This is a genomic window from Undibacterium sp. TJN19, assembly GCF_049339485.1.
Taxonomy (GTDB): domain Bacteria; phylum Pseudomonadota; class Gammaproteobacteria; order Burkholderiales; family Burkholderiaceae_D; genus Undibacterium.
The window spans coordinates 24,409-44,841 of sequence record NZ_JBMPPL010000015.1 but is presented as its reverse complement, the minus strand read 5'-3'; the positions used below and the strand labels follow the sequence as shown (position 1 = coordinate 44,841).

The 20,433-nt window shown below is 55.0% G+C and carries 14 protein-coding genes; 11 read left to right on the top strand and 3 right to left on the bottom strand.

Annotated elements, in window-relative coordinates; all coding sequences use genetic code 11:
• Nucleotides 1–27: 27 nt before the first annotated feature.
• Nucleotides 28–1,140, bottom strand: coding sequence for an AI-2E family transporter (locus ACO0LH_RS26345; RefSeq protein ID WP_422944123.1), 1,113 nt, complete (start codon nt 1,138–1,140; stop codon nt 28–30).
• Nucleotides 1,137–1,619 carry a cyclic nucleotide-binding domain-containing protein gene (locus tag ACO0LH_RS26340; protein ID WP_422944122.1) on the bottom strand — a complete coding sequence of 161 codons (483 nt, stop codon included), beginning with the start codon at nt 1,617–1,619 and terminating at the stop codon, nt 1,137–1,139. The genes ACO0LH_RS26345 and ACO0LH_RS26340 overlap by 4 nt, the downstream gene beginning before the upstream one ends.
• A 570-nt stretch (nt 1,620–2,189) precedes the next feature.
• On the opposite strand from ACO0LH_RS26340, the gene ACO0LH_RS26335 reads away from it, so the two are divergent.
• The 5 genes from ACO0LH_RS26335 to ACO0LH_RS26315 are packed head-to-tail and all read left to right on the top strand — an operon-like array spanning nt 2,190 to nt 13,236.
• Complete coding sequence (locus ACO0LH_RS26335) at nt 2,190–6,392, top strand: WGR and DUF4132 domain-containing protein (RefSeq protein ID WP_422944121.1); 4,203 nt, start codon at nt 2,190–2,192, stop codon at nt 6,390–6,392.
• The gene (locus tag ACO0LH_RS26330; protein ID WP_422944120.1) at nt 6,389–7,528 is read left to right on the top strand and encodes an ATP-binding protein; all 1,140 of its coding nucleotides are present in this window, start codon (nt 6,389–6,391) and stop codon (nt 7,526–7,528) included. Before ACO0LH_RS26335 ends, ACO0LH_RS26330 begins: the two co-directional genes overlap by 4 nt.
• Before the next feature lie 33 nt (nt 7,529–7,561).
• Nucleotides 7,562–9,988, top strand: a complete 2,427-nt coding sequence (locus ACO0LH_RS26325; protein ID WP_422944119.1) for a DUF5682 family protein — start codon at nt 7,562–7,564, stop codon at nt 9,986–9,988.
• Nucleotides 9,989–10,034: 46 nt separating this feature from the next.
• Nucleotides 10,035–11,159: a vWA domain-containing protein gene (locus tag ACO0LH_RS26320; RefSeq protein WP_422944118.1), complete on the top strand. Its 1,125-nt coding sequence runs from the start codon at nt 10,035–10,037 to the stop codon at nt 11,157–11,159.
• Between the two features lies 1 nt (nt 11,160).
• Entirely contained in the window at nt 11,161–13,236 is a 2,076-nt protein-coding gene (locus ACO0LH_RS26315; RefSeq protein WP_422944117.1) for an SWIM zinc finger family protein, read from the top strand.
• 15 nt (nt 13,237–13,251) lie between these two features.
• On the opposite strand, the gene ACO0LH_RS26310 is transcribed toward ACO0LH_RS26315, so the two are convergent.
• Entirely contained in the window at nt 13,252–14,229 is a 978-nt protein-coding gene (locus tag ACO0LH_RS26310; protein WP_422944116.1) for an aldo/keto reductase, read from the bottom strand.
• Between the two features lie 194 nt (nt 14,230–14,423).
• Here ACO0LH_RS26310 and ACO0LH_RS26305 point away from each other — a divergent pair, with 194 nt between their 5' ends.
• From ACO0LH_RS26305 to ACO0LH_RS26280, 6 genes are all read left to right on the top strand, one after another.
• Nucleotides 14,424–15,308: a LysR family transcriptional regulator gene (locus ACO0LH_RS26305; RefSeq protein WP_422944160.1), complete on the top strand. Its 885-nt coding sequence runs from the start codon at nt 14,424–14,426 to the stop codon at nt 15,306–15,308.
• Nucleotides 15,309–15,478: 170 nt separating this feature from the next.
• On the top strand, nt 15,479–16,711 hold the full coding sequence (locus ACO0LH_RS26300) for an acyl-CoA dehydrogenase family protein (RefSeq protein WP_422944115.1): 1,233 nt from the start codon (nt 15,479–15,481) through the stop codon (nt 16,709–16,711).
• Nucleotides 16,708–17,505 (top strand): methionine ABC transporter ATP-binding protein, encoded by a 798-nt coding sequence (locus ACO0LH_RS26295; RefSeq protein ID WP_422944114.1) that lies wholly within the window; start codon nt 16,708–16,710, stop codon nt 17,503–17,505. The genes ACO0LH_RS26300 and ACO0LH_RS26295 overlap by 4 nt, the downstream gene beginning before the upstream one ends.
• Entirely contained in the window at nt 17,498–18,160 is a 663-nt protein-coding gene (locus ACO0LH_RS26290; RefSeq protein WP_422944113.1) for a methionine ABC transporter permease, read from the top strand. The genes ACO0LH_RS26295 and ACO0LH_RS26290 overlap by 8 nt, the downstream gene beginning before the upstream one ends.
• A gap of 27 nt (nt 18,161–18,187) precedes the next feature.
• Complete coding sequence (locus ACO0LH_RS26285) at nt 18,188–19,024, top strand: MetQ/NlpA family ABC transporter substrate-binding protein (protein ID WP_422944112.1); 837 nt, start codon at nt 18,188–18,190, stop codon at nt 19,022–19,024.
• Nucleotides 19,025–19,031: 7 nt separating this feature from the next.
• Entirely contained in the window at nt 19,032–20,420 is a 1,389-nt protein-coding gene (locus tag ACO0LH_RS26280) for an LLM class flavin-dependent oxidoreductase (RefSeq protein WP_422944111.1), read from the top strand.
• Nucleotides 20,421–20,433: the final 13 nt, after the last annotated feature.

Genomic DNA, 20,433 nt, shown 5'->3' with positions numbered 1-20,433 from the left:
ACGCAGACACTCATACATACAGGCTGCTCAGATCAAATCTGCGCTAGCCTGTTTTTGTCTGATGATTTTTGCATGCCTGTGACGTGCCCGCAAACGCTGGTTGGTGACAACATGACCGACGGTATCACCTATCACCATCGCAACTCCCAGCAGTGGCATGACCAGCATCAGGCCCGGGATGCCTGCCAGTTCACCACCAACAAAGATCATCAGTACGGCTATCAACGGGTGCATGTGCAGGCTGCGGCCCAATATCAGCGGCATGAAGACGAAATCATCGAGCAGACGCACAACAACGAATACACCAATTGCACCGTAGGCCAGCAAGGGATTGGCAGGCGCGTCGGCAGCAGCCACCATCACCACCAGCAAGCAGCCCATGACAGAACCGATGAATGGCACCCAGGCCAGCATGGCTGAGATCAGGCCCAGCAGCAACGGTGAATCGATGCCTATTGCCCACAGGCCAAGCGCCAGCACGGTCGTATCAATCACCGTCAGCTTCAGCAAACCCTGGAAATAGCGGCGGGCAGTCTGATCGACTTCATGCAGCAAAAACAGGCTTTCTTCAAAGAAGGCATTTGGTACGGCACGGCTGAGGAAGATCTTGAACTTGCGGCCATCACGCAGCAGGAAAAAAGTCAGGAAAGGTGTCAGGAAAATCGAAGGCAGGAAACCAGCGATGGACACCAGGATATCGGGTAAATAAAGCTGGGCAAAGTTATCGGTATTGGTGACCATCCAGGCATCGACAGAAGCCCTGGCATGGACCTTGTGCAAGACTGCAAAATTGTATTCCAGTGATTGCAGGGTATTGCTGACAAAAACCACCCCGCCTTCGATGTAATGGGCAAACAGTTCCTGCAATGAAGCCATGCGCGCCGTAAAGGTGGCGATGGTAAAGCTGAGCGCAACGGCTATCAGGATAAAGAAAACCCCGCCCACCAGCATGGCTGCCGTATCACGTTCGATACCCAGCAAGACCAGGCGTGCAATGGCCGGCACCAGGATGTAATACAGGATCATGGCAAACAGGAAGGGCACGACCAGCCACAAAATCTTTTGCAGCAGAAACAGCAACAGGCAGGTCGCCGTGATGACGCCCAGCCAGACGATGGGGCCGGATTGACGCTGGTTCACAATGCCACTGCCCGTGCTGTATTGGCCATCCAGTCGCGCAGGCGACGGCTGTTCAGGCGAGCCATCTCCAGCGAAATCTTGTAGCCGATAACGGCATTGGTTTCGAGCAGGGAACTGAAATCGGCACGGAAAAATACGGCCACATCAGAATTTTCCAGCGCCCTGGCCTGTGCACTGCGCGGCGAATTGTCAAGCAAGGCCAGGTCGCCAAAAAAACTGCCTGGCTCCAGTTCTGCGATCACTTCGGTTTCTTCGCCAACCGTGCGGCTGATACGTATGCGGCCCGACAAGGGAATATACAGAGCCTGGCCTTCTTCACCTTCATCGAAGACTATTTCATTGGCCAGGTAACTGCGGTCATGCAGCATGCCGTCAATGATCCTCAATTCACGCGGATTAAGTGTCATGAAAATGGACACGCCCAGCAATCTTTGCAGCCGCTCTGAATGCTGCTGGGGCTTTAAAAAACTGAAGCTCACTGTTTCTCCCTTGTCTGCTGCAATTTGTGCTGCAATCTGCAGCCGGTATCTTGATATGCGAACGATACATTTGTCATGGTTTTTCCAGATTATGCGGCACGATGGATAAATTGCAAATTAAAGATTACATCAATATCGGACAAGCTACCCGCAAGCATCACACAAACCACAGTCACATTGCTTCGATGAATACCGTGGCTCGCCGCACGTTAATTTGTAAGCAAATATTTCCCAAATAGAAGGAGGCATGCTGGCCTGTTTTTGTCTGCTCAACGATCTGGTATGCGGGATTTCCCCGATTTAGCCCCGAAATTTGTCTGGTAATGATGAAAAACTGGTTTTCCCCGGTAACTGCTATGTATCCGCACCAGCCTTGAAACGGGCTATTCTCAGGTAAAAAACACGCTGTTTGACTTGGTTTTTTGTCTAGATTTCACCATATCTGTATGGCATACTTTGCGCGCCCTGCGGTAAATTCATGGTGTTGTCACGTCAGCTTATGTGCAGGTGCAAGGCTGGTTCTGCGTACCAGCCATCCTCTTTGACCAGTCGATATGAAGGAAGCAGAGCATGCGTCGTTTTGAATTTACCGATGATAAATCAGCCAAGTTCTGGGAAATTGAACAGGCAGATACTGACCTCAACATACGCTGGGGTCGCATAGGTACAGCTGGCCAGAGCCAGACCAAGAATTTTGCTGATGCCGGCAAGGCGACAACGGCCATGCAAAAACTGGTCACAGAAAAGACCGGCAAGGGCTATCTGGAAACCATTACAGCAGCAGGAGCGAGCATAGGTGCGACAGCAGCCAAGGAAACGGAAGCCAGACCTGCTGCGAAAAAAACTGCCAAAGAAGAAACGACAACTTCCACTGCAACAGCCGAACCAGCCACACAGGCCGAGGCAAAATCAACAATAGTTGCCACACCGGCAGAATCCCTTGATCAGCAGATAGAACGCGGCTTTGAAGAAATACGCGTCCAGGTTGCAGCAGCCACGCTGGTATTGCCAGAAGGCGGCCTGACGGTGGCAAAGATACGCCGTCTCCATAACGTCAATGAAGCCGCCGCCAACCAGATCCACAAACAGTTGCTGAGCCTGGGCATGATCCATCACTGGTCTTCTGCACTGACTAACAACGCACAGGCCATTGCAACTGAACTGGGGCAGGCATCCGTCGTCAGCCAGCATGCTGGCGGTCAGGCGCAGCAGGCCAGCGATGGCAACACCCCACCCTGGCTGGCTAACGGAGAACCGTTGCGCCTGGGTTCTGGCACAGGGCTGGACATACGCAGCCTCAGTTTTGCGACACGTCGCTTCCCCAAGCCAGTCAACCAGGTTGACCCGCAACGCGCGTGGCTGCAATTACGTCAGGAGATACTGGCGGCCAAAGACCCTGATTTTGCAGGCACAGATGTCAGCTTGCGGGAAGATTTCGACACCGCCTGGCAGTCACTGGGCAACCCGAAACTGACAGGCACACTGAAAACCGATGCCATCCTGCTGGTGTTATGCCTGAATCAGCAGGGCTATAACACGAGCGAATTTGGCGTGCAATTTGTCAATTACCTGGTAGCACGACATGGCTTGCCCTACACCGTTGATGTCTTGCTCGAAGCGCTGAAGATAGAGGTGATCGAAGAATATGTGCGCAAAGGCAAAAACAAAAATCGCCTTAGCCATACGGTGACGCGTCCGCTCATGCATACCTATTACGGTGCGATGACCGAAGGCGAAGCCTGCCTGCGCAAACACCTGGCAGTCGCACCGCAAGAGATTTACGACATTTGCCTGGAAAAAATCCGCACCGCCCTGCCCCAGATAGCAGCAGAGCGCCAGCCAGCTCTGGCAATGCTGTTACCTGACACACCTGAGGTAACGCATGAAGTAATCTATCGCTTATGCGCAGCAGGTGTGAAAACGCCCGATACCGTGCACTGGCTGCAACTGACGGCCATTGAGCCGGCTGCGCTTGCAATGGCACGCAAAGTAAAGACTGAGGGCTACAGCAATTTCTGGGGCCGTACAGAAATGGTCAACACGGTGTTGCTGGAACAAGGTATCAAGGCCACATTATGGTTGACGCCCGGTGCGGATCAGGAGCAGGCCGGAGAAGCGCTGACACGCATAGGCACGCCGGAAGCACTGGAAGCGCTGGCCCGCGTTGCCAGTACATCCAAGACTGCACTCGCCCGTTTCATGCTCGCGGTAGACCGCTGGCCCGCTGCTGCCATGGCCGCACTGGCCAAACTATTAAGTGGCAATAGCAAGGACAACAGTCTGCTCCTGCCCACTCTGATCCAGCTTTTGCGTACCCAACCAACATTGGCAAGCGATCTGCAACCCTGGCTGGAACCAGCAGGCATTGCCCTGATCGCCAAATTGCAGGCACGGCTGGCAGGGCCTACCGATATTGCCACGAATGAAGAACTGCCCGAAGTGCTGGCAAATATACCGTGGCTGCAAGCCAAAAAGAAGGCGACGCAAAGCTTGCAATTGCCGCCCTTGCCACTGGCTGCGGTCGAGAACTGGGATGCGGCAAAAAAAACTGCCTTGCTTGATATTCACCCCTGGTACCGTGGCCGTTACGAGTCCGCAGCAAAAACTCCCGACATCATGGCTGAAGAACTGGGCTTTACCAGCCGCGACGTCCTGTCGCCTGAACGCAAACAGGTACGTGAGGCGATCAAGACGAATAACCTGCAAAGTCTGCTCGAAATCTGGCGCATGATGCTGGCCAGGAAGAAAGGCGAACGGTATTACTATTTCGTGCTGGATGCACGATCCGTCGCGCAAATGCAGCCAGAACTGGGCATCCCTTTCTGGAACGCCATCGCTGGCGAAGTATCATGCCGCAACGTTGATTACCTGGCTGCCCACTGGGGTCTGCCTGCCTTACCAGGCGTGATGGCAAAAATAAATACTGCCCCGACTGAAAACCTGTCGATTGCCTTGAACCTTGGGGTGACCGAACTGGCACCAATCGCGGCGCGTGCCTTCGCCAAGCTGAAATCCCTGCGTGGTGTTGGTCGCCAGTGGTTGAAACGTTTCCCTGAACATGCGGCCTGTGGCCTGATTGCAACCGCACTGGGCAAGCCCAGCGAAGCACGTGATTGCGCGGCCTCAGCCCTGCGCTGGCTGGCATCCAACGGTCACGCCACACTGCTTGATGAAGTTGCAAGCCGTTATGGTCAACCAGAAGTCATCACGGCATTGCATGCCATGCTCGGTGAAAGCGCGCTGCAACGCTATCCCAACAAACGCCCTGCCCTGCCAGACTTCTGGCAACCCAGCGGCTGGAACAGACCGGTACTCCATAATGGCAGGGCATTGCCAGACGGCGCACTGGATGCAATCGGAACGATGATGATGTTCCCGACCAATGAAGAAATCTATGCGGGGCTGCCGCAAATCAAGGCAGCATGCACACCACAAAGTCTGGCTGATTTTGCCTGGGATAATTTTTCTGCCTGGATCAATGCCGGTGCTCCTTCCAAGGATGGCTGGTCACTGACCAGCCTGGGCTTGCTGGGCACAGACGAGACCGCACGCCTGCTGACACCGTATATTCGCGCCTGGCCCGGCGAAGCCGCACATGCCCGCGCCGTGACTGGCCTGGATGTCTTGGCGAACATTGGTACGGACGTCGCGCTCATGCTGTTGAACGGCATCGCACAAAAGGTCAAGTTCAAGGGTTTGCAGGACAAGGCCAGGGAAAAAATCTCGGCCATTGCCGAAGCCCGCGGCCTGACGCCGGAAGAACTGGAAGACCGTCTTGCACCTGACCTGGGGCTTGATGAGCAGGGCAGCATGGTGCTCGATTTTGGTCCACGTGCCTACAAGGTTGGTTTTGATGAAAGCCTGAAACCCTATGTGCGCGAATGGCTTGATGGCAAGGCAGGTGCACGCCTGCCAGACTTGCCAAAACCTAAAAAGACCGATGATGAAACGCTGGCGAAAGAAGCGACAGAACGTTTTAAACTGCTCAAGAAGGATGCGCGTACCATCGCCAGTCAGCAGGTATTGCGTCTGGAAGTGGCCATGTGCGTGCGCCGCCGCTGGAGTGCGGATGTGTTCGCCCGGTTTATCGCCACACATCCACTGGTACGTCACCTGGTGCGCCGCCTGGTCTGGGGTGTGTATGTCATGCCGGAAGAAACCAGCGGCGAAGGCGAAGACCAGGAAACCACCATCGCCAGCTATGGCGGTGTCTTGCAGTCATGTTTCCGCGTGTCGGAAGATGGCGATTACACAACCGCGCAAGACGACCCGTTTGAACTGCCAGCAGGCGCGCAATATAAGATCGGCTTGCCGCACGCACTGGAATTACCCGCCAGGGAAGCGGCAGAATTCGGGCAGTTGCTCGCTGATTATGAATTGCTGCAACCCTTTGCACAACTGGGGCGTGATACCTATACACTGACTGCAGAAGAAAAAGCGACCACCAAGCTGCTGCGCTGGAAAGACCTGAAAGTGCCAACCGGCAAAGTGCTGGGGCTGGTCAATATAGGCTGGCGCCGTGGCCCGGCACAAGATGGTGGCTGCATCTGGACTTTTGATAAACCGGTCGATACCTGCCATGCGCTAGAACTGATGCTGGAACCTGGCGTCATCGTCGGCATGGTCGATGAATACCCTGAGCAAACCCTGGGTGAAATTACCCTGGGTTCAGTGTCACGCTGGGGGTCTAATGATCATTTGAAAGATTTCTCCGCACTCGACGCCATCGTCGCCAGTGAATTGATACGTGATATGGAGCGCCTGCGTTCATGACAACAGCAAAAACAAAAACTGCCAAAGCCGGCAAAAGTGATGATGCAGTGAGTCTGCAAAGACCACCGGCAGAAATCCTGTATGCAGAGCAGTTGCAACAATTAAAAGCGCAGGACACAGATGTCAGGCCACCCGGCTGGGCACTCAGCATGAAGGCGGCACGCAGCTTTATCTTGGGTGATGCTGAACTTGGCATACCTGCCAAGATCGTCGCCCCGGTCGCCAGCATAGAACGCATGCTGGTCAGCCTGGCAACAGGGCGTGGCCTGATGCTCGTGGGCGAGCCCGGCACAGCCAAATCGCTGCTGTCTGAATTATTGGCCTGTGCCTTGTCGGGCGTATCAACGCTGACTATACAGGGTGGTGCATCGATTACCGAAGACCAGATCAAGTACGGCTGGAATTATGCCCTGCTGATCAATGAAGGCCCGTCGCCGCGTGCACTGGTACCAGCGCCGCTCTACCTGGGCATGCTACAAGGCAAGGTCGTGCGTTTTGAAGAAATCACGCGCGCCCCGCTGGAGGTGCAGGATTGCCTGCTGGGCATGCTGTCTGACCGCGTCATGGCCGTGCCGGAACTCACTGGTGAAGATGGCATGCTGTATGCACGTGAAGGCTTCAATATCATTGCCACCGCCAATACACGCGACCGCGGCGTCAATGAAATGAGTGCGGCCCTGAAACGCCGTTTTGATTTTGAAACCGTGTTCCCCATCCTGAATTTTGAACATGAACTTCACCTGGTGGCAGACAGCGCGGCGCGCCTGCTGGCATGCAGTGGCATACCCACCACCATTCCGCCTCAGGTACTGGAATTACTGGTCAGCACTTTCCGCGACCTGCGCGGTGCGCCAGATGGCAAGACCACTGGTGGCGAGGCGGCAATGGACAGGCTGAGCGCAGTCATGTCTACGGCTGAGGCGGTCAATGTAGCCCATGCTGTCGGCGTACGTGCCTGGTTTCTGGAACAGCGCGAAGGTAGCCCGGCAGATGTCGTCGATTGCATCGCTGGGACTGTTGTCAAGGACAATGCTGAAGACCGTGCCAAATTGCGTCGCTATTTCGAACAGAAAGTGGCGAAGAAATCCGGTTCGCACTGGCGTGCATTTTATGAAGCACGTTACCGCTTACCCTGATTTGCGGGACACGGTTTTGACAGATTTATCCGCATGAGCGCCATCCCGCACATCATTGGTGTACGCCACCACAGCCCGGCCTGCGCAAGGCTGGTAGCTGCACGCATACGCAGCCTGCAACCGGCTTATGTGCTTATCGAAGGCCCTGCAGACTTCAATGCCAGACTCGATGAACTGGCATTGCCACACCGCCTGCCAGTTGCCATTTACAGTTATTTGTCCGGCAGCAGGAATGAAAATGATGAAGCGCATGAAGCTGAAGTCCATCACGGTTCATGGACACCCTTTTCAGAGCACTCACCCGAATGGCAGGCAATCAGTGTAGGGCGGGACACTGGTGCACAGGTACGCTTTATAGACCTGCCTGCCTGGCATGATGCTTTTGCACATACCCTAAACCGTTATGCCGATGATGATGGTGATGCACAGGAAAACCGTGCTGAAGAATATATTGAACAGCTTGGTACGGCATTGAATGTCGAAGGGCGGGACGCACTGTGGGACCAGTTATTCGAAGATGAAGAAGATCTTGATACCCTGTGTTTCAGCCTGACTGCGCATTTTAAGCATCTGCGCAATGATGATATCGGTTCGCTGGGCAACCAGGAGCGTGAGACCATGATGGCGCGCTGGATAGCCTGGGCGGTGGCCCAGCGGCAGGGCCCGGTAATTGTCGTATGTGGTGGCTATCATGCGCCTGCCCTGGCGAAACTGTGGCCGGGCATGCAGGCTGAATTTTCCGTAGGTGAGGCGGAACCGGCTACCCCGACACCTGCCAATTCACCTGCCGATTCCTCCGATTCTGCAAGCCCAGATTTACGCTACGGTTCTTTCCTTGTGCCCTATACCTTCAAGCGGCTGGATGCGTTTACCGGTTATGCATCCGGCATGCCTTCGCCCGCCTATTATCAATGGTTGTGGGCGCATGGTCATGAGGGTGCCGCACGCCACGTATTGCAGGCGGTATTGACACGTCTGCGCGAAAAGAAACTGGCCGCATCGACCGCCGACCTGATCGCAGTACAGGTCAGGGCACAGGCCCTGACGCGTTTGCGCGGTCACCGCCATACCCTGCGCAATGACTGGCTCGATGCACTCGCAGGCGCACTGGTGAAAGATGCACTGGATGCGCCCTTGCCCTGGAGTTATCGCGGCCCCATACGCGCAGGCACTGACCCCGTGCTGGTACAGATAATGGATGTACTGGCAGGCGATATGGCTGGACAGTTGGCAGCAGGTACGCCACAACCGCCGTTGATTGCGGCCTTGCGTGACGAACTGGCAGCAGCAGATATCAGAGTCAATGTGCAACCCCATAGGCTGGAACTTGATTTGCTGACAGCCAGGGGCCGTAGCCAAAGCCAGTTACTGCACCGGGTAGCCTTGCTGGAGTTACCCGGCTTTGTGCGCAACAGCGGCCCGCAACTGGCACTGTCCGGTGAACGCAAGGAAAGCTGGACGCTGAGCCAGCCCTTTGAGCAACAGGCTGCACTGATCGAAGCCGGTGCCTGGGGCGCGACCTTGCTCGACGCTGCACGCGCCAGGCTGGAAGATAGCTTGCGCAAGGCCGGTGGTCGCATCACAGAACTGGCAAAGGGCCTGAACCGTGCGGCTTTTGCCGGCCTGCATGGCCTGAGCAAAAAAGTGCTGGCTGATTTGCAGACTGCGGTAGCGCATGAAAACCAGTTTGAAGCCCTGGGGCCGGCACTGGGCATGCTGTTCACACTGTTGCGCCACGGTCACACGCTGGGCATGGCTGACGCGCCGGTTCTGCGCGTCGTCATTGAAGCTGGCGTTGACCGTGCCCTGTGGCTGCTGGAACCACCCGGCGCCATACCGCCAGGCGCGATGAATACCCATATTCAGGGCTTTACTGTATTGCGCCAGATTGCTGTTGATGTCCTGAGTGCACAACGTCAGCCAAGTGAGCAGATAGCCTTGAACATCGAAGTGCCACGCCTGCTGGCCGTGCTGGAACGCAAGGCCGCCAATACCACATCAGCCGCGCTCAGCCGTGGTGCGGCGCTGGGTGCCATCATCAGCCTGCGGGCACAGATGGAGACAGCACCTTCTGCGTACAGTGAACAGGCCATTACTGTCTTGCAAGGCATGGCGGCAAACCAGCTTGGTGATGCCGTCAGCGGCCTGTTGGCACTGGCGCGTGAACAGTTGCTGCATGATACCCAGTTTGTCGCTGGCCTGGACGCGAAAGTGCAAACCCTGGATGACAGTGATTTCGTGATTGCCCTGCCGGCCCTGCGTTCTGCATTTACCTGGCTGCCTACACGTGAACGTGGCAACCTGGCGGAGCAGGTACTGGCCTTGCACCAGTCTCAACACCTGCCGCGCAGCAGCCTGACTGCACAACGTGGCAACTGGTCACCGGAACAGGTCGCCGCAAACCGGCTAGCAGAACAAAAAGCCCTCGCACAATTGCAGGCATGGGGTATCCCATGCTAGTTTTTGCCAGAAATAATCGCCTGCAAAAATTACTCACTGGATTAGCATGAGCCTGTCTATCCCTGGTCAACTCGAACGCTGGCGCATGATGCTGGGTGAGGCGGCAGAAAACAGCTGCGGCAAACTCAGTGAGCAGGCGCAGGCTGCGGATGCGGCGCTAGAATGGCTGTATGGCCGTGACACTGAACGCGCTGAGCGCGATGAACGCAATGCCGGCCTGGGGCCGTCGGCGCTCAGCACGCCGGACTGGATCAATCATATCCATACCCTGTTCCCCAGGGAAGTCATAGAGCGCCTGGAGCAGGATGCCGTAGAACGCTTTGGTATTGATGAAGTAGTCACCAATCTGGAAGTATTGGAGCGCATAGAGCCATCGGAATCGCTGTTGCGGGCAGTCCTGCATACCAAGCACCTGATGAACCCGCAAGTGCTGGCAGCGGCACGCAAGCTGGTTGCTGAAGTCGTGCGCCGCATCATGGAAAAATTGCAGACTGAAGTGCGCCAGGCATTTAGTGGCACGCGCGACCGTCGCCGGCGCAGCAATATGAAAATCGCCAGCAATTTTGATTTCAAAAAAACCCTGACCGACAACCTGCACCGCTGGCATCCTGAACGCCAGCGCCTGTACGTAGAAAAACCGGTATTCATCAGCCGCAGCCAGCGTCATACCCAGCCCTGGGATATTGTCCTTCTGATCGACCAAAGCGGTTCAATGGTGGATTCTGTCATCCACAGCGCTGTGATGGCAGCATGTTTATGGAATTTGCCCGGCATGCGCACGCGACTGGTGGCTTTTGATACAGCAGTCGTCGATTTGACAGCCGATGTTGCCGATCCGGTAGAACTGCTGATGAAGGTACAACTGGGTGGCGGCACGGATATTGCCAGGGCAGTTGGCTATGCGCAGGGCTTGCTGAGCAACCCGGGCCGCAGTGTGGTGGTACTGGTCAGTGATTTCTATGAAGGCAGCAGCGAACATGAACTGGTACGCCGCGTCAAGGCACTTGTTGAAAGCGGTTGCAAGGTATTGGGGCTGGCGGCACTCGACAGCAAGGCTGATCCCGTCTACGACCGCGACATGGCGCAACGGCTGGTCGCCGCTGGCGCCCAGGTCGGTGCCATGACACCGGGTGAACTGGCTGCCTGGCTGGCCGAAAAATTGCAGGCTTAGAATGACTATCAACCTACGCAATGATCTGATGGAACTGGGCAGCGAAGCCTTGCTGGCATTGGCCAACCCTGGCTTCGTCAAACGCGCCCAGAAAGACGTGGCAGCAGGCAATGTGCCTGAACTGAAGCAGGATGAAGATGGCACCGTGCATGCCATATTTGAAGACGGTGTGCACACCAGCATCAGTCCAACAGATTCTTTGCGTGATGCCCGGTGTAGTTGCGCAGCCAGCAGCATGTGCCGCCACCGGGTCACGCTGGTACTGGCCTATCAACTCGCCAATACAGATACATCGGCTACTGCAACAGCCAATCCTGACATTGACAATAGCTTCTGGACGCCAGCCCAGTTTGATGATGCAGCAATTGCTGCCGGTTTCAGTGTGCAGGTGATAGAACAGGCCCGCAAGCTTGCCATTGCCAGGCCGATAGCAAAAGTGAGAAATGCTGTCATCAGCGCTGACGGTATCAGCAACCCCGGTGTAATTTTACCGATGAGCCATGTGCGTTTTTTTTCGCGCACCAGCCTTGCGCATGCGCGTTGTGATTGCCAGCAAGGCAGTGCCTGCGCGCATGTGGTGCTGGCCACCTGGGCTTTCCGGCAGGCGCAGCAAAGCCAGCCCGGTGTGGCTGAAGTCAGTCTGGAAGTGCTGCTGCCCGGACAGAACGGTGAAACTGTTACTGCTGAAAAACTGTTGCAAACTGATTCTGCGAAAAATACGCTGGCTGATATAGAAGCCTACCTATGGTCAGTATGGCGCGATGGCTCGGCACAAGCCTTGCCGGGGCTGGAAGCACGCCACGCCAGTTTGCAGGCTGGTGTGCAGGCCCTGGGCTGGACCTGGGTAAGCACGGCACTTGATGATGTATGGCACATGCTGGAAGCGCAGGCGCATCGCTCCAACCGTTTTGATATACAGGATTTAAGTGACGCCATCGCCCAGTTGTGGGCACGCCTGCAAGCCGCCCGTCATGCGGACACAAACATGAATGCGTTTCTGCCGGCCAGCCAGGTTCTGGGCATTGGGCAAAAGGGAGAAGTCGCTCTCGATTTATTGCGCCTGGTCTCGCTGGGTGCGCAATTCTGGCGCGATGATATCAGTGAAGGTGTCAGCCTGGTATTTGCCGACCCCGATACCCAGGCTGTTTCTGTACTTGAACGCGCATGGCCGCTTGCAAAGGATGCAAAAGAGGCCAGCGCAGACATCAGCAGCCTGTTGCAAAGGCGGCTTGCAGGTTTATCTGTCAAACTACTGGCTGGTGGCCAGGTGATTACCCGAGCCGCCAGACGTCGCGCCAATGCCTGCCTGGAACTGGGGGCCAACGCCAGACAGACCAGTGTATTGCCGCTGTCACCAAAATCATTTGACGACCTCGTTGCGCCGCTGAAATTCAGCCAGCTAGGCACGCTGAGGGATTACCTGCGCCAGCGCCCGCCCGCCAATGCCCGCGCCATACAGTCTGGTGCTGACTGGCATGTACTGGAACTTGCCAGCCTGAACCTGGAGCATTGGTCATGGGATGCCGCGCGCCAGACCCTGTTTGCCGCCTGGCATGGCGAGCCGGAAAATCGCTTACATGCCTATCTGCCTTACCAGCATCTGACACCAGGCGCGGTCGATGCCTTCGCGCGTGCCCTCAACGGCGAATTTGGCGAACTGCTGAGTCTGGCAGGGCCCGTATGGCTGGAACACGGCCAGGTCTGCATGCAGCCAATGACGGTGATGACAGCACAGCGCGCCATCGTGCTGGCGCTGGAAGCGGCAAATCCACAACAGATGAGCCTGCAACAAATGCCTTTGCCTGTCAGTGCTGAACAAGCCTTGTTACGCGAAACCCGGTATTTGCTGAATCAGTTGCTGCGCCAGGGTGTGCGTCATGCCACGCCATCACAGCGTACTCGCCTGGATGCACAGGCCAGGCAAATGGCCGATGCAGGCTACAGCAAATCCGCGGCACTGTTGCAAGCCATCTTCACAGAGGCAGGCGATAACCACAATACCCAGTCTGCGCAGGGTTTGACCAAACTGGAGAACTTGTCTGGCCTGAACCTGCTGATACAGGAATTGCTAGCCTGATGTGACTGCCTGCGTTTATCTGTCCACCATCGCCAGGCGTTCTTTGCTGTAACGTTCACCGGCAACCCTGGACATGGCGTTTTCAAGAGCATGCAAATCGGCTGCATCAAGCTGCACATCGACAGCACCCAGATTATCTTCAAGATAGCTGACACGCTTAGTACCAGGTATGGCGACGATATCACCGCCCTGGTGCATGACCCAGGCTAAAGCGATTTGTGCCGCGCTCAGGTTTTTTGCATCGGCAATTTGTTTGACCGTTGCTGCGGCCTGCATGTTCTGGTCAAAATTGACGCCCTGCATGCGCGGATCAAGATGGCGGAAATCTGTCGCCGGATAATCTTCTGCCCGCTGCGCGCTGCCACTGAGGAAACCGCGCCCCAAGGGACTGAATGCCACCAGGCCTATGCCCAGCTCGCGCAATAGCGGCAGGATATCTGCTTCCAAATTGCGTTCCCACAGAGAATATTCACTTTGCAAGGCAGTGATGGGGTGCACCGCATGGGCACGGCGTATAGTGCTGACACCTGCTTCCGACAGGCCGAGAAAACGTACCTTGCCTTCGCGCACCAGATCTGCCATGACACCGACCACGTCTTCAATCGGCACTGTCGGGTCTACCCTGTGCTGATACAGCAAATCAATATAATCCGTGCCCAGTCTTTGCAGAGAAGCGTCTACTGCTTCGCGTATATGTGCCGGGCGACTGTCAAGGCCGGTGGTTATATTGTTTTCTATCCTGAAGCCGAATTTGGTGGCCAGTATCACTTCACTGCGCCGGCCTTTGAAGACACGACCCAGCAGGGCTTCATTGGCATACGGGCCATATTGTTCTGCCGTGTCAAAAAAATTGACGCCCAGGTCAAGAGCGCGATGCAGGGTGGCAAGCGATTCTTTTTCATCGGCAGCACCATAGGCCGTGCTCATGCCCATGCAACCAAGACCAAGTGCAGATACTTGCAGGCCACTACGACCAAGCTGACGTTGTTTCATGGTTTTTCATTTCACGAGGTTAAAGGGATTAAGGGATTAAGGGGTTTAAAGGGTTTAAGAAAACGCAAGGCATATTGTTGCTGCCAGTGATGGTTCTCATTATCAGCCTTGTATGCGTCTTCAACAATCAGCATAGAATGCAAAGAGTTGTTGCCGCAGGCGCAAAAATCACCAAAGATTTATTTGCAGGATACATGATGGATATGCTGAAAGAAATGGCGATGTTTGCCCAGGTTATCGAAAGCGGCAGCTTTTCTGCCGCTGCACTTCAGTTGGGGGTGAATACATCGGCAGTCAGCCGCCATGTATCACGGCTGGAAGCACATATGGGCGGACGCCTGCTGCAAAGAAGTACACGTTCTTTTGCCCTGACCGAACTGGGCAAAGAGGTGTATGCAGGTTGCGCGCGCCTCGTGCAGGCAGCACGCGAAACGCAGGCGCTGGCAGGCAGTTATAGTCAAAGCCCGACCGGCATCATCCGGGTCAGTGCACCCATCGTATTTGGACAAGTCTGGCTGGCCCCCAGATTGCAGGGCTTTCTGGATACCTACCCTGATGTCGATATACGCCTGACACTGATGGACAGCACAATCGACCTGATTGACGAAGGTGTCGATCTGGCCATACGCATTTCACGTGAGCTCGCACCCGGCCTCGCGGCCAGGCCCCTGGGCAAGATGCGCTATGTGTTAGTGGCGACACCTGGATATTTGCGGCAGCATGGCAACCCATCCATGCCGGAAGAATTAAGCGCGCATCGCTGCATCTACCTGGGTTATGCCGCCTTTGGTGATCAGTGGGCCATGCAACGCGGCAAACAGCAATGCCAGGTTCAGGTATCAACGCGGCTGACGATCAATAACAGTTCAGCCATTCTGGCAGCAGTACTGGCAGGTGGCGGCATTGGCCTGGTACCTGATTTCACGGCCGAGGCGGCCATTGCCACGGGACAGGTGCAGGTCATCTTGCCCGACTGGGATTTTTGCGAGCCTTACACAGGCAATATCTATGCGGTGTATACACCGGGCAAACATCTGGCTTTGAAAATCCGCGCTCTTATAGATTATTTGCTTAAATAGACACAGGCTTAATGCGAATTTCAACTATCAAAAACTGATTTCCAACATAGATCGTTAACGCATAAGTTAGCGCAAATTTGTTCGTGTACGGACAATGCGGGCGATGTAATACTGATTTTCCACATTGTTTCAGAATCAGGTTTGCCATGCCTTATGCAGTAAGCTCAGTCTTGAGCCGCCAATCCGCATCCAGCTTATCGAACCCGGCCAGTTCCGTATCTGACCAGCATGAAGCCGTGCTGGCCAGTGCCATTACCCTGGCCGCACGTCTTGCGAAAACAGCCGTTGAACGTGACAGCACTGGTGGCCATGCGGCAGAAGAACGTGCATGGATACATGAATCTGGCTTGCTCACGCTATCAATCCCGGTTGAATTTGGTGGCCAGGGTGCTGAGTGGCCGCTGATTTTTGAAGTGGTACGTATACTGGCAACAGCAGACAGCGCACTGGCGCACGTGTTTGCCTTCCATCATCTGCAACTGGCAGGCATACAGTTATACGGGAATGCACAGCAACAGCGCAGCCTGCTGACGGCAAGCGTTGAGCAGCCGCTTTTCTGGGGCAATGCGCTGAACCCGCTAGACCGGCGCACGACAGCAAACAAGGTCGAAGGCGGTTATAGCCTCAATGGCATCAAAAGTTTTTCATCCGGCTCAGTCGGTGCCGACTGGCTGACGATTTCTGCCTGGGATGCGGTAACGGAAACGGCCTTGATCGCGGCTATTCCAGCCAACCAGCAAGGTATCAGCATTCAGGCAGACTGGGATGCCTTTGGCCAGAAACAGACCGACAGTGGCAACGTCCATTTTGACAATGTGTTCCTGCCTTCTGAACTTGTCTTGCAGGCTCCTGGGCAAGTGCCGACAGCACAGGCAACACTGCGCTCGCAGGTGGCACAACTCATCATGGCGAATTTATACCTGGGCATAGGCCAGGGTGCCTTTGATGCAGCACGCGCCTATACCAGGGACCAGGCAAAAGCCTGGTTTGCTGCCGGGGTAGACCAGGCCACGGATGACCCTTACATACAGCATCGCTATGGTGAATTGTGGTTGCTATTGCGCCCTGCCGTTGCCATGGCTGACCTGGCAGCCACTGAACTGGAAAAAGCATTTCGCCAGGGACCACTGGTCACCGCTGAAACCCGGGGCAGGCTGGCCATATCAGTCGCAGAAGCAAAGTGCCTGGCGCACCGTGCGGGCCTGGAAATCAGTTCACAAATGTTTGAACTGACGGGTGCGCGCTCCACTTCTGCACGTTATGGCTATGACCGCTACTGGCGCAATGTCAGAGTGCATACCCTGCATGACCCTATTGATTACAAATTGCGTGACCTCGCCGTTTTGCGCTCAATGGCAGCTTGCCTGAACCTACTGCATATTCCTGAAGGACAGCGTCAGTGAGTAGACCTATCATACAAATCAAGTCTGTCAGCAAGGCATTCAAGTTACCGGCTGGTGGCGTTTTTCACGCGGTCAAATCGGTCAGCCTTGACATTGAACAAGGAGACATCTTTGGCCTCATCGGTAAAAGCGGTGCGGGTAAATCCACGCTGCTGCGCCTGATCAATTTACTTGAACGCCCAGACAGTGGCGAAATCATTGTTGCCGGTCATGAGCTGACAAGACTGGGTAAAGCCCAGTTGCGACTGGCAAGACAAAACATAGGCATGATTTTCCAGCAATTCAATCTCTTGCAAAACGCGACTGTGTTTGACAATGTCGCCTTCCCGCTGAAAATACATACACAGCACAGTAAACATGAAATCGCGCAGCGCGTGACAGAATGTCTGGAAATCGTTGGCCTTGTGAGCAAGGCTGACAGCTATCCTGCACAACTATCGGGCGGGCAAAAACAGCGCGTCGCCATTGCGCGTGCCCTGGCCAGCAAACCCAACGTCGTGTTGTGCGATGAACCAACCTCGGCACTGGATGCAGAAACCACACGCGAAGTGCTTGATACCCTGCGTGATATCAATCAGCGTCTGGGTGTCAGTATCGTCATCGTCAGTCATGAGCTGTCTGTGTTGAGTACGATCTGCAATAAAGTGGCGGTGCTGGAAGATGGCGAAATTGCAGAAAGTTTTTCGCTGGCAGATACAGGCGTCTTGCGCAAAACAGCATTAGGCAGGGAACTGGCCTTTCACGGCAAGGAAGCTGGCAATCAAGAACCATGGAAGGAATTGAGCCATGCTTGAAAACCTGATTTCCCTTTTGCCTGAACTGGGTGTCGCTGTTGGGCAAACCTTTACCATGCTGGCAATCGGCCTCAGTGCTGCGGTGCTGATAGGTGGCCCCCTGGGCATCATCCTGTTTCTGGTGGCTGACGGTCAGTCATTGCAAAACCGGCCGCTGGCAATGTTGCTGGGCTGGCTGGTTAATACCATCCGTTCTTTCCCTTTCATTATCTTGCTGGTGGCGCTGGTTCCTTTCACACGTTTGCTGGTCGGCACTTCGATAGGCCCGCTGGCGGCAGCTGTGCCTTTGTCGATTGCAGCGATTCCCTATTTTGCACGGCTGGTAGAACAGAATTTTCGTGACGTGCCGCGCGGTGTGATTGAAGCTGCCCATGCGATGGGCGCATCTGAATTGCAGATCATTTTCCGTGTCTTGCTGGTTGAGGCGCGCAGCGGCTTGGTGCTGGCACTGACTGTACTGGCCATCAGCTTTCTGTCCTATTCTGCCGTTGCCGGTGTGGTGGGCGGCGGTGGCATTGGCGACCTGGCAATACGTTATGGCTATTACCGTTTCCAGACTGATGTGATGTTCATGACGGTGGCACTGCTGATCGCGCTGGTGCAACTCATACAATTTACCGGCAACCGCATTGCGCGCCGTCTCGACAAACGCTAATTCTCTTCATTTTCCAAGGACATCATCATGCATCGTCGTCATATTCTTGTCAGCGCACTGGCTTTTACCATCGCCGCCTCTGCTGCTTTCACCTCCGTGGCATTTGCCAAAGACCCAAAAGAACTGGTCATCGGTACCAGTGCCGGCCCCTATGCCGACCAGGTCAAGCTGGGCATCAAACCGATACTGGAAAAACAGGGCTACAAGGTCAAGGTCGTGGAATTCAATGACTATATCCAGCCTAACTTTGCGCTGGCAGAAGGCGCTCTGGATGCCAATGCCTTCCAGCATATTATCTACCTGACGAAATTCTCGGCTGACAATAAACTGGCGTTGTCAGAACTGATCAAGGTACCAACCGCACCGATTGCGATCTACAGCAAAAAACATAAGTCCCTGAGCGACGTCAGGGAAGGCGCTACCGTCGCCTTACCGAATGACCCAACCAACCAGGCAAGGGCGCTGGTCTTGCTTGATCAACTGGGCTGGATCAAGCTAAAAGCAAACATCGATCCGATACGCGCGTCAGAAAAAGACGTGGCTGACAATCTCAAGAAAATCAAACTGATTCCCCTGGAGGCGGCGCAGTTGCCACGTTCTTTGCAAGATACCGATTTCTCTTTTGTGAATGGTAATTTCGCGCTGGCGTCTGGACTGAAGCTGAATGAAGCGCTGGCACGTGAAAAAATTTCCAGCAACTACCAGAACCTGGTGGCGATACGCACGGAAGACAAAAGCAAACCCTGGGTAAAAGACCTGGAAGCAGCTTATCGTTCGAAAGAATTTCTGGAGGTAACGAATAAGCATTTCGCCGGTTTTGCCAAGCCCGATTACCAACAGGCACTTGAAGTCGCCGCCAAGTGAACATGCCATGACTAAAAAGCGCATCCGCTTCAATGCATTCCAGATGAACACGGTCGGCCATCAGTCACCGGGCATGTGGCGTCATCCCAGGGACAACAGCCATCAATATACCAGCGCGACGCACTGGACAGAGCTGGCACGCCTGCTGGAATATGGCTTGTTTGATGCTGTATTTCTGGCCGATGTGCTGGGTGTCTACGATGTCTATGCAGGTGATACAGATGCAGCATTGCGCAATGGCATACAGGTGCCCTTGAATGACCCCCTGGCGCTGGTGCCATTGATGGCCAGCGTGACCAAACACCTGGGTTTTGGGGTGACCTGCGCACTCACGTATGAGCATCCATATACCTTCGCGCGCCGCATTTCCACACTCGATCACCTGACGCAGGGTCGCATAGGCTGGAATATAGTCACAGGTTATCTCGACAGCGCTGCCAGGAACTTGGGCTTGCAACAACAGTTGAGTCATGATGAACGTTATGACCTGGCCGATGAATATATGGAAGTCGTCTATAAACTGTGGGAAAAAAGCTGGGATGAGCAAGCCGTGGTACGCGACAAGGCGCGCGGCATTTATGCCGATCCGTCGCATGTGCATGCCATCCATCACCATGGTAAGTACTATAAGGTGCCGGGCATTCATTTATCTGAACCTTCCCCACAAAGAACACCTCTTCTTTTTCAGGCAGGCAATTCCACACGTGGCACGGCGTTTGCGGCACAGCATGCTGAATGCACGTTCGTCAGCGGCCCCAGCAAAAAGGTCGTCAAGCGTTATGTTGATGATACCCGTGCGGCATTGAAGACTGCCGGGCGCGATGCTGGTGATGTCTATATCTATGCGCAGGCATTGATCATTACGGCAGAGAGCAGCGCGGCAGCAAAAGAAAAATACCAGGATTATCTGCAATACATCGATATCGAAGCATCACTGACCCTGCTGTCTGGCTGGACAGGCGTGGATTTCTCCAGGCTGCCGCTGGATGCCACCATCGATTACATAGAATCTGAAGCGGGCCGCTCTGCCCTGGCCTCATTCAGTTCCGCCGACCCCACCAGAAAATGGACGGTGCGCGAAGCCGCAGAATTCATCGCCCTTGGCGGCCGTGGGCCGGTGTTCGTTGGCGATGCAGGCGAAGTCGCCGATCAACTCGAAGCATGGCTGGATGAAACAGGCATAGATGGCTTTAACCTGACCTTCGCTGTCGCGCATGAAACCATTAAGGATGTCGTCAAATTCATCGTGCCTGAACTACAGCGACGCGGACGTTACAAGACGCATTACAGCAATGGCACTTTACGTCAGCAATTATTTCAGCGCGGCGACCGACTGCCAGCAACGCACATAGGCAGGAACATAGAAATCATATCGCCGCTGGCGAACGCAGCATAAAACATGAAGAGAA

Bases quoted from the DNA above. Each gene is read 5' to 3' on its own strand.
- ACO0LH_RS26335 (WP_422944121.1), top strand. From the start codon at position 2,190: ATGCGTCGTTTTGAATTTACCGATGATAAATCAGCCAAGTTCTGGGAA.
- ACO0LH_RS26330 (WP_422944120.1), top strand. From the start codon at position 6,389: ATGACAACAGCAAAAACAAAAACTGCCAAAGCCGGCAAAAGTGATGAT.
- ACO0LH_RS26325 (WP_422944119.1), top strand. From the start codon at position 7,562: ATGAGCGCCATCCCGCACATCATTGGTGTACGCCACCACAGCCCGGCC.
- ACO0LH_RS26320 (WP_422944118.1), top strand. From the start codon at position 10,035: ATGAGCCTGTCTATCCCTGGTCAACTCGAACGCTGGCGCATGATGCTG.
- ACO0LH_RS26315 (WP_422944117.1), top strand. From the start codon at position 11,161: ATGACTATCAACCTACGCAATGATCTGATGGAACTGGGCAGCGAAGCC.
- ACO0LH_RS26310 (WP_422944116.1), bottom strand. From the start codon at position 14,229: ATGAAACAACGTCAGCTTGGTCGTAGTGGCCTGCAAGTATCTGCACTT.
- ACO0LH_RS26305 (WP_422944160.1), top strand. From the start codon at position 14,424: ATGATGGATATGCTGAAAGAAATGGCGATGTTTGCCCAGGTTATCGAA.
- ACO0LH_RS26290 (WP_422944113.1), top strand. From the start codon at position 17,498: ATGCTTGAAAACCTGATTTCCCTTTTGCCTGAACTGGGTGTCGCTGTT.
- ACO0LH_RS26285 (WP_422944112.1), top strand. From the start codon at position 18,188: ATGCATCGTCGTCATATTCTTGTCAGCGCACTGGCTTTTACCATCGCC.
- ACO0LH_RS26280 (WP_422944111.1), top strand. From the start codon at position 19,032: ATGACTAAAAAGCGCATCCGCTTCAATGCATTCCAGATGAACACGGTC.